General features: G+C 54.6%; 4 protein-coding genes and 4 pseudogenes. 1 reads left to right on the forward strand and 7 read right to left on the reverse strand.

The features are described from left to right. Positions 1-58: 58 nt before the first annotated feature. Positions 59-997: pseudogene (gene istA, locus EQW76_RS28070) on the reverse strand (IS21 family transposase); the annotation flags it as partial. A 174-nt stretch (positions 998-1,171) separates the two neighbouring features. Between istA and EQW76_RS28075 the strand changes: the two are divergent. Next, complete coding sequence (locus tag EQW76_RS28075) at positions 1,172-1,810, forward strand: transposase (protein WP_161991044.1); 639 nt, start codon at positions 1,172-1,174, stop codon at positions 1,808-1,810. A gap of 222 nt (positions 1,811-2,032) precedes the next feature. Here EQW76_RS28075 and ltrA (EQW76_RS28080) read toward each other — a convergent pair whose 3' ends face one another. The 6 genes and pseudogenes from ltrA (EQW76_RS28080) to EQW76_RS28105 form a co-directional block, all read right to left on the reverse strand. Further along, positions 2,033-3,277 carry a group II intron reverse transcriptase/maturase gene (gene ltrA, locus EQW76_RS28080; RefSeq protein ID WP_143123496.1) on the reverse strand — a complete coding sequence of 415 codons (1,245 nt, stop codon included), beginning with the start codon at positions 3,275-3,277 and terminating at the stop codon, positions 2,033-2,035. Between the two features lie 545 nt (positions 3,278-3,822). Beyond that, a pseudogene (locus tag EQW76_RS28085) lies at positions 3,823-3,963 on the reverse strand (IS3 family transposase); the annotation flags it as partial. Between the two features lie 23 nt (positions 3,964-3,986). Further along, a pseudogene (locus EQW76_RS30075) lies at positions 3,987-4,202 on the reverse strand (IS110 family transposase); the annotation flags it as partial. A 118-nt stretch (positions 4,203-4,320) separates the two neighbouring features. Then, positions 4,321-5,850, reverse strand: coding sequence for a group II intron reverse transcriptase/maturase (ltrA, locus tag EQW76_RS28090; protein ID WP_244617042.1), 1,530 nt, complete (start codon positions 5,848-5,850; stop codon positions 4,321-4,323). A gap of 649 nt (positions 5,851-6,499) precedes the next feature. Further along, positions 6,500-7,191 (reverse strand): annotated as a pseudogene (locus EQW76_RS28100) (IS3 family transposase); the annotation flags it as partial. 438 nt (positions 7,192-7,629) lie between these two features. Next, complete coding sequence (locus EQW76_RS28105; protein WP_142832612.1) at positions 7,630-9,174, reverse strand: hypothetical protein; 1,545 nt, start codon at positions 9,172-9,174, stop codon at positions 7,630-7,632. Between the last annotated feature and the right edge of the window lie 585 nt (positions 9,175-9,759).

A 9,759-nucleotide genomic window follows, 5' to 3' on the forward strand; every position in this document is an offset into this window, starting at 1 on the left:
ATCACCGATAAGCTGATTTGAGAAGATTGAATCGTAAAAACGGCGACAGGCTTTAGCGCGATACGCGGCGCTCCAGCTTCAGAACGGATTTAAACGGCGCCAGGGGTAGCGGCCGCAGATACGGCCTCTCCTCGGCGAAGGCTTTGTTGACGACACGCTGGGTCGTCGCGTGTTTCCTTGGATTGGCAACGGTGTCGAGCCAGTGCCGGAGCTGGGCGTTCATGTCATCGAGATTGCGGTACGAACGAGCGAGGAAGAAGTCTTCGCGGATATACCGAAACGGCCGCTCAACCTTGCCTTTTGTCTTGGCTCGGTAGGCCCTGCACGCCTTAGGATGGAATCCATAAGGGCGGGCGAGATCGATGAGTGCACGGTTGTAGATGATGCCCTCCGTCTGACGTTCGCCGGTAACGGCAGTCTTCATCCGGTCGTAGAGCACCTCCCGCGGCGCACCACCAATCGCCTCGAAAGCGGCGATGTGGCAACGTAAGACGGTCGGCAGGTTCTGATGCATAACGAAGCGTGCCCAGATGAGGCGGCTGTGACCCAACACCATGGAGAACAACCAGACGATTCTTGGCGTCATCGGCTCGTCGGTGAAAACGACAAGGAACTGGGCGAAATCGACTTGGGCTTGCTCGCCAGGCGGCGTCTCGAAGCGAACTTTGAAACCTGGACTTGCCGCAGGTCGCACGTCACGAAGAAAGTCCGTGACGGTGGTGTAACCGCCGGCATAACCTCGATCCCGGAGTTCTCGGAGCAACCGACTACCAGTGAGGCCGGGATAGCTCTTCACACGCTCCCGCAGGTATGAAGCGAACGGATAGATAACCGTCGCGCGAGGCTTTCTCGGTCCATAAGCCGGGACCTCGAGGCCCCGCTCTATATATTTGCGCACCGTCTTGCGATCGATGCCGGTTTCTCTGGAAATAGCTGACACTGTCAGGCCCTGCTGATGCAGATCCAGGATCATGATCGTCTCCCTCAGCTTGATCACCAATATCCCCCTTCCGACCATCGGAAGGAGTATTGACGATGACGCGCCGCTGGTCTCCCGGCGCGCGCCCAGGAAGACCAGCGGCCGAAGCACCGGGGGAAGATTCAAGCGGCACTATTGGGGAGTATTGCTCCGGTATCGACACTTGCCAAGACCGACTGGGCAGATGCCGCCATGCTGGCGCGTATGGGAGCACTTCTTGAACTGGAAGCGCGACCAGTTCGAGGCGTTACTCTCAACGACCTCAAGGATTTGCATATTGCCCGAGAGGCGCCGGTCAAAAGCCGCACCGCGACCAAGAACAGAGCAAAGAACCTGACCCTGGCGCTTCTCAAACGCCAAAATGCCGAACAGCTCAGGCAGATCGAACGCCAGATGATCGCAATCGAAAAGGAGATCATGCTGCTGATCAGGGCAGATCAGGACCGTACCGAGCGGTTTGACATTCTTGTCTCCATCCCAAGCGTGTCTGTCATCACCGCTTATGCGCTTCTGATCGACATGCCGGAACTCGGCACGCTCGATCAAGGTCAGGCGGCCTCACTGGCCGGGCTGGCGCCCGTCGCTCGGCAATCCGGCACATGGACAGGCCGTGCTTTCATTCGTTGTGGACGCGCAAATGTCCGACACGCCTTATACATGCCAACCCTCGTCGCCATGCGCTTCAATCCCGATCTCAAAGCAAAATACGATCAGCTGAAAGCTTCCGGAAAAGCACCCAAAGTGGCCATAACCGCCATCATGCGAAAACTTATCGTCTTGGCCAATGCTCTCCTAAAGCAGCGAAGAAAATGGAGGCAATCGCTAGCTTGACCAACACGGATACTCTAAAATTGATTTTCCGCCCCCATTATGCCGCTACGCAATTCGTGCCAGCGCGATGAGGTAGGCCTGATCCGGCGTTTGCCGGCCAAGAGATGAAAGGGGGCGCCGGCCACGGTCTTGTAGGCGTGGAGGTAGGTGAGTGGCGTAGGGCATCGCAGCCCCACGCTCTCCCAGAACCGGACGTGAACCTCTCGATTCATCCGGCTCCCATCATCCAGCCGCAGGTCCCATGGTCCAATGGGCGAACAGTTTAGGGTTGCGTCGCCGGAGCGAGCGTAACCATTCCCAGGCCGCCAGGGTATGTCCCCGGAACCGTTTGTATTTGCGAGACACCCACCGCACGATGAACGCGTCGATCGTGCGCAGTGCCTCACGAAGCCTGGAGGGATAGAACCGGCCGTAGTAGCGCACCCACCCAGAAAGAGCGGGGCGAACCCACTTGGCTATTTCCTCCAGATCAAGATCGCTCCGAAGATGCAGTCGCCACCTGCGCACCTTGAGCCGCATTCGCTTGCCAGCGTTATCGCTGACAGCGGGAATGAAGCTGACGAAGCGCCTGTGGTTGCGGCCGATCGCTATTCGCGACCGGAATGTGTAGCCGAGAAAGTCGAATGATCGCTCCGGGTAGTCTCCCGGGCGATTTGCATCCTTGCAGTAGACAACCTTGGTCTTTTGCGGGTGCAGCTGTAGCTGGCATTCCGCAAACCGCCGTTCCAGCGCTTGACGCAACTCAAGCGCCTGCTCCTTGCTCACGCAATGGCAGATCGCGTCGTCTGCATAGCGTTCGAACGGGATGCTCGGGAATTCCCTCTGCATCCAGCGGTCGAACGCGTAGTGAAGAAAGAGATTTGCCAGCACTGGGCTAACCACTGCCCCTTGCGGGGTCCCTCTTTCTCGGTCCACCAAGTCCCCATTTGGCATGCTCACAGGCGCCTGCAACCAGCGTTCGAGGTAGAGCAGTACCCATGGGCAGTCCGTGTGCCGCCGCACCGCTCGCATCAGGAGATCCCAATCGATTTCGTCGAAGAAGCTCTTGATGTCGAGGTCGAGCACCCAGTCATAAGCCCAACAACGCTGCCGAGCTTTTACCAGGGCATCGTGTGCTGACTTCCCAGGCCGATATCCATAGGAGTCCCGGTGGAACACCGGTTCCAGAATCGGTTCCAAGTGACGCTTGACTACCATCTGAGCGATCCTGTTAGAGACCGTCGGAATTCCGAGCGGCCGGGTTCCTCCAGTGTCGCCTTTCGGTATGTCAACGCGCCGCACGGGTGACGGAAAGTAGCTACCTGAGGACATCCTATTCCAGACCCGATATAGGTTCTTACCCAGATCCTTATCGAAGTCTTCGATGGATTGCCCATCCACTCCAGCCGCCCCTTGGTTGGCCTTCACTTGCTTGTACGCTTCCCACACCTCGCGTTTAGCGATACGATACGGCTTCACCCTATCCATGGAGGTCTTCCCCTATCGGGTTGCCCGCTGAATAGAGTCGAATGACGATGTCCCTTTGGTCCGGTCCCATTACAGAACCATCTACCCTACTACGGACATCTCCGCCCCTGTGCCCCGCATCGGTACTCAGACCCTCACGGTGACTAACCGCTTGGGTTTCTCCCTTCGCATCGGGACGACAGGTTCCTGTGTTCCTTACCGAAGCCTGTCTTGAGGTCACGCCGCCTTCATGCCGGACGCCAGTTGGGCCATCAGCAGGCATCTCCCAACCCTTGCTCGCGGGATAGAAGTCCCGATCCCGATTTCGACGTCGATTTGATACGTTACGACACGTCATCAGCGGTTCACTCTCGTTCGTCTCCTCAAGACCCACCTGACGGAATAGCTTCCGCCTTTTCCAACAACGCTCACCACGAAGGCTCTTTACCTCCGCAGCTTGTGGCGGTTTGAAGCCTGCCCCTGCAGGCCGACTTCGGGGGGCCGTCCCCCATCTTCGGTAAAGCTCCGCTCTTGTCTCAAGCTAAGACAAGGCGTTCACAGCACACGACTTCGTCGTATTTTATCGAACGCCAGGTCCTCTCGACGAACACGTTGTTCCGCCACGCACCATTGCCATCCATCGAGATGGCGATCTCCGCCTTCTTCAACACAGCGGTGAATTCGATGGAGGTGAACCGCGAACTCTGGATGCCCTTCCAAGAGTCAAGCCTGCAATTCGACTGTGGATGATTTCCTGGTGCCGCCGCATGATGATTGCGAAGGCTTCGAGGGCGATGTAGCGGGCAGCGAATAGCCTCAGGCTTCGATTTTCCTGCTGCGATGCGTCGCGCCACGTAGTCCTGCGTGCGTGCATCCAATCGAAGCCGCCCGATGACGATGTGTGGACAGCACTTTTGGCCGCCCGATCCCGACCCCTGCTAAACCGGTCGACAACGTCGCAGAGATAGGCAAAGCCCCGCGCCCTGCACAGTGGAGTAAGAAGCGCGGAAGCGCTTCTCCTCCCCGAACCGTACGTGCACCTTTCAGCGCATACGGCTCTCTATTCAAGCTTGGCCCATGGCCATAGCAACATCATGGTAGTGCGATGTGACGGTACTGCGGTCCTCAATCCGGAAGATGTATGGATTTTCCTCCGGATTACGCCACCGGAATTGCGCCTTGGGGCTTGAGACAAGCCGTTTCAGCGCTTTTCCAACGGGGTTCCCGCGTTCATTCCGACCAAACACGAGCCAGGTTTTCGCCTTGCCCGGTTCCGGGACCCTGACCCATTTCCGCATCAAGGGTTTGATGCGGGATCGGTACTTGTGTCCCAGCCAATGCGCCATTTTCCAGAACACGACATGGTCGATGCGCCGGAAGACGTACGCCGTAAAGTCGGTGAACTTGTAGAACGCCGCCCATCCCACCAATTGGCGATTTAGGCCGGCGATCATGTCGACCGTGCTGACACTATGATTGCCGGAAAGGGTTTCGGTGAGCTTGCGAACAAACCCCTTGGCCTTTTCCTTGGGTATCGTCGTGATGATGGACATCCGTCCATTCGCCCCTCGCTTGCGGATGATCCGGTGCCCCAGAAAGACGAAGCCGTCGTCGACGTGGGTGACATGGGTCTTTTCCATGTTCAGCGCCAACTTCAACTCACCTTCCAGAAACGCCCGGCATTCCTCGCGGATTTCCTCTGCCTGAGCCTTGGTTCCTTTTACGATCACGACAAAGTCGTCAGCGTATCGGCAGTAGGCAACGGCCGGTTTCCATTGCCGGTTCTCACGAACCGTAATGGGGCGACCCTGCTTGATGCCGAAGTTCCATGCCCATCGGTCCTTGCGGGCCTTGTCGCTCAGGTATTTCGCCTCCAGCCACATATCAAACTCGTGGAGCATGATGTTGGACAGGAGCGGTGACAGAACGCCACCTTGCGGAACACCCTCGCTGGAGGCCGTAAACAGGCCACGATCAATGTGCCCTGCCTTCAGGAACCGCCAGAGAAGATCGACGAACCGTCCGTCCTGCACCCGTCGCCGCACACATCTGAGAAGCAGCCGGTGGTGGACCGTGTCGAAGTAGCTGGCCAGATCACCTTCGATGATCCAGCGGCCCCTCGTCGTATCGGCTCCATCCTGTAGCTGTATCCTCACGGTGCGGACGGCATGATGCACGCTGCGTTCCGGCCGGAAGCCATAGGATAAACGATGGAAATCGCTTTCCCAGATCGGCTCCATGGCCATCAGCATGGCGCGTTGAACGATGCGATCCGTCAGGGTCGGAATACCCAGTGGTCGTAGCTTGCCGTTCGATTTCGGGATATAGATGCGCTTGACCGGCTGGGGGCGATAGCTCTCCTCCAGCAGGCTTGTCCGCAGGTCGTCCAGATGCTGATCCAGTTTGGCCTGCAGTCGTTGCTTATCCATTCCGTCGATACCCGGCGTTCGTGCGCCACTTGACGCAAGAACCATCCGGGCGGCCTCGGCAAGCCATTCCCGATTGGCAATCAGCCGAAGAAGCCGATCAAACCTTCGGTTTGGATCGCTCTCGGCCCATGTTGCGAGCTTGTGCTGCATTTCGCTGATTATCAAAGGTCTTCACCTCTCTTGGTCAGATAGTTTGCACTTCAAGCAGTTTGAACTGTTCCCCTTCGCCATGTGGCAGGCTTTCCCTGCCGCGGACTACTACGAGAACTCCGCCAACACGATGGACATCAGGGTCAACTCCCTTGCGACGCAGAACATCGTTGTCATTCCATCATGCCTTCCCTCGTTCATATGCTGGACGTCTGCGTATTGGTGAGGCTGCCGGTCGCAGTCTTTTCCCTTGCGTTCCGCAAGTCGATGCCGATGTCATGGTCTGGCTGCATTCTCCTCATGACCCCATACGGGCGACCTACATATACGACCGCATTCGGATGCCGCCGACTTACGTGTCCGGCAGCTTCATCAGCATTTCGCCTGTTAAGCCGTGTAGGCGAAGGCGACCTTTCAGCCCTCAGATGCGGGTTAACCGGTTCGTGTTCCTCAGCCTTCCAATACTTCAGCCTCGGGAACCATCTCGGCGTAACGGCTTCGCCTCAATCCCCTTTACCTGCGGGCTACGTCACCCTGCCAGTTGACGGCAGGTCACCGCCGCTTGGGCTCATGCCCCCTTACAGCAGAGGGCAGGCAATTCTTCGCATCCTCCTTTCTCTTTGCATTCCAGTCATATGCCTCCCCAACTGGGGCGAGGCGCACCATACGTTATGTCCATTGCCCGAACCTGGTTGGGCCGGGTGACCGCCAACTTTCGCAGGAGGCAGGGATAAATCTTGCGACCTGGCGCAGGTTAGGAGGTGTTCGGGCAACGGTCGTTTGCCTTGATGCCCATCTTCTTCATCAGCGTGCCTACATCCAGCCGCCCAGCTTCGAGCTCTTTTCCTCTTAAGAGCCCTTGCGACACATCCGACTTCCGGCAAAGAGGTAGTCGAGATGCAACTCGTCAATCCGGCGCATCAGGGCAAGATAACCGTCAGGCACTGCAGAAAGTACATAATAGACTGTGCTAGGGCTGAAGCCGAGAAGCTTCGCCTGGCGCGACCGACAACTTATGCTCGAGGTCGATCATTTCTTTCCGCCCACCAATCCCGCCTTGTCGAGCGCTCAGGCTAAAAAGACTTTTTCCAGTTTCAGTTCGCTTATTTTGGCGCGCGGCGTTTTCACGTCGACGGTTGGACCTGCTGGTCCAGCCTCCGTTTCTTCGCCAAAGCATCTATCGCCTCCTCAAGGAGTTGGCCCTTCCACTTATCTGGTTGGCGTGGACGTCAAACTGCTGGATAATTCCACCAGTGTTTGCTCGCTCCGAATGGCGCCGAGCGCGACTTCTGCCTTGAAAGGCGGGCTTTGGTTCCGGCGCGGTCGTCTTGTCATGGTATCTCCTGTTCCTAGCATCGAATCCAAAGTTAGGCAGAAAATCCACTTCTTATCCCTGCTGTGCAGATTTCCCGAGCCACCTCTAATGCACGGATGCACGGATGCACGGATGCACGGATGCACGGATGCACGGATGCACGGATCTGACATCGGTATATATCCTGTCAACCAAACAATTCTCAACACCGCGATGTTGAAGAAAAAACAAACAGTCCGCGACATCGACGACATGTGTCGATTTGGAGTTGGATAAGAATTTACGACGCGCACGATATCTATGAAACGTGGGTCCGCACGTTTTAATGCTCGAGAGCCAACTTAGTGTTCGTCGGGAAAAAGTGGAATCCGGTTTTCGGATCAAACCAAAAGATGTTTTCGGATTTCAGATAGCACCTTTAAGGAGGAATACGAGAATTAATCTTTATTTAATACAAAACTGAAATACATATTTCATCCTCATGGAATTACATTATTTTTTCCAGAGGATTTTCCCGTAACCCGGGATCCGTATTTTTGACAAGCAAGCCCTACGTACAAAAATCCCTCCCCCCAAAGTTTAGGGTAGAGGCTGAGATAAACCAGAACTGCGAATGTGATGGCGAATTTTATGTTCAAAAAGCCAACGAACAACGCCTCTCTGGTGATAATCCAATAAATCAAATTGACGACCATCAAGAGGGTGCTCGGAAATGTTGGCCCAGCAGTGATGGTGAACAGGCGCAAAAGATCTTCAAGGCTTTGGGATGGACCCCAAACATCAACCGCAGTTCTGATGGTCAAGGGACCAAAATAAGCAATCGCAACAAGGCCGGCGTAGGGATCGACTGGAAAGGCTGATGTGCAAATCATACTGCCAATGGCAATGACCGCAATTAAAATTGAAAACTTGCCGGCGAAATTCCTTTGGACGGCTTCTTTTGTCTCTGTATGAGCAATCCAATGCAGACCTTTTGCCACATCCTCATGATCCTGCTTATAATAACTCGTCTGCGCTCCGAATCGGTTTCCGAGTTGGTAAATCTCAAACTCGGCATAGATGAGAGCGTTGGAACGTGACAGACTAACTTGACATTCAACAATCTCTGACTTTTCGAGGCTCGACAGCCTCAACGCCCTTAAACGCTTGGAATAATATAAATCGTACAGATTTTTCCAGTTGTGCATCAGGACTTGCCAGAGGATGCAGATAACTGCTTTCCAGGATATATTGCTCACACCTTTGAAAGCTGTCCGTCGGAAACCTGAATCTGCCAGGGCGGAGATACCGAACAAAATCGTTGGAAGAATACCAAGGAAGCGCTGCAGGATGATGAAGCGCGCAAGCCTTTCATCCGCCCAGGGAAAATCCAATATCGCGATTGCCATGAGCTGATTTTGCAATCTGATCGGTCCCGAACGGAACACAGCAATGACTGCTCCGAGGAAAACGGAAACAGTATCGGGGACGATAACACCGAGTTGCATCACCAGCATCCAAATCCAGAAGATTATTCTCTCCCAGATTCCCATTTGGACGCCTTCACGCCAACGCATTTCCTGTCTTTTTATACAGGAAATATTGGCATTCAGATAAGTCGCAGCGACATTCGGCAGGTAGGGCAGCTTCGTGATGCGATCCAGAACCGTGTCGCGCTCTACCCGGTTCCAGGCAACCAACATGGCGCGTTGCGGGGGCGACATATTGTTCAGAATGGATTTCCACTCATCCATCACCTTCCGGTTTTGTCCCGTTTCCTGCACCTTAAGGTCACTGCTACCAGCTTCAGGATCTACACGGTCAACCAATCTGACCACGGTTTTTTCGGGAGGATACGTCTTGGTGAGGATGTCGATTGCATCTTTCAGATTGCTCGGAAATTCATCAGCCGCCCCCCCTATCACAGAAGCAAGCACGCTTTTCCGGCTTGGCTCATCGCCTGCCAAACTGTAGCCATTGATGACCTCTAGTTCTTGGCCAGGATCAGCTTCTACGGTTATGTATGAATAGCTTCCGCCGCACATCCATGACTTTGTCAGTCTCTGAACCCAGGGCTTATGCAGCAGACTGGCTTGCTTTCCCAGGAGTACTTGATCAGCGAGAGCACTCTCAGAGGCATTCGTCCTGCAAAAAAACTGACTTCAATGTCGAATAGCAGTGATATGAAGCGATTTTTCAATATTAAATTATACTTACATATTTCCGAGGATGTCAGAGAAGAGAAGCTTTGCACAGCTTGTTTAGTTATCAAAAAAATATGACAATGGGCACATATAAAAACAATCGAATCGATCCAGATCTTAATGCGGTAGAGTTTGAAAATAAGGCCAGACCTCTTAAATTCAACGAGTATCACTTCGTTTGGCCCACAAAACGCGTGCGTGGTTAAAGTCTTCATCGACTTTTGCACGTAATGCCAAACCGCCCAGCAACCGTACCTAATTCCAAATCCATTGGCTCTCTGAAGTCAAAATGGGCGGGCGAAATTGATGACCGGACGGCGTGACAGATATGAGCTGTATCACTGTAACCGCACCAATCATCACAATCACAAACCCCACATGTTGAAAATTGGAACTGAGCCAACTTTTAGGTGGGGCTCCCCATGA

The sequence above is a fragment of the Rhizobium sp. rho-13.1 genome, from assembly GCF_007000305.1.
Lineage (GTDB): Bacteria > Pseudomonadota > Alphaproteobacteria > Rhizobiales > Rhizobiaceae > Rhizobium > Rhizobium rhododendri.

Excerpts from the sequence above, each read along its gene's own strand:
- EQW76_RS28075 (WP_161991044.1), top strand. The coding sequence starts at position 1,172 with ATGCTGGCGCGTATGGGAGCACTTCTTGAACTGGAAGCGCGACCAGTT.
- ltrA (WP_143123496.1), bottom strand. The coding sequence starts at position 3,277 with ATGGATAGGGTGAAGCCGTATCGTATCGCTAAACGCGAGGTGTGGGAA.
- EQW76_RS28105 (WP_142832612.1), bottom strand. The coding sequence starts at position 9,174 with ATGTGCGGCGGAAGCTATTCATACATAACCGTAGAAGCTGATCCTGGC.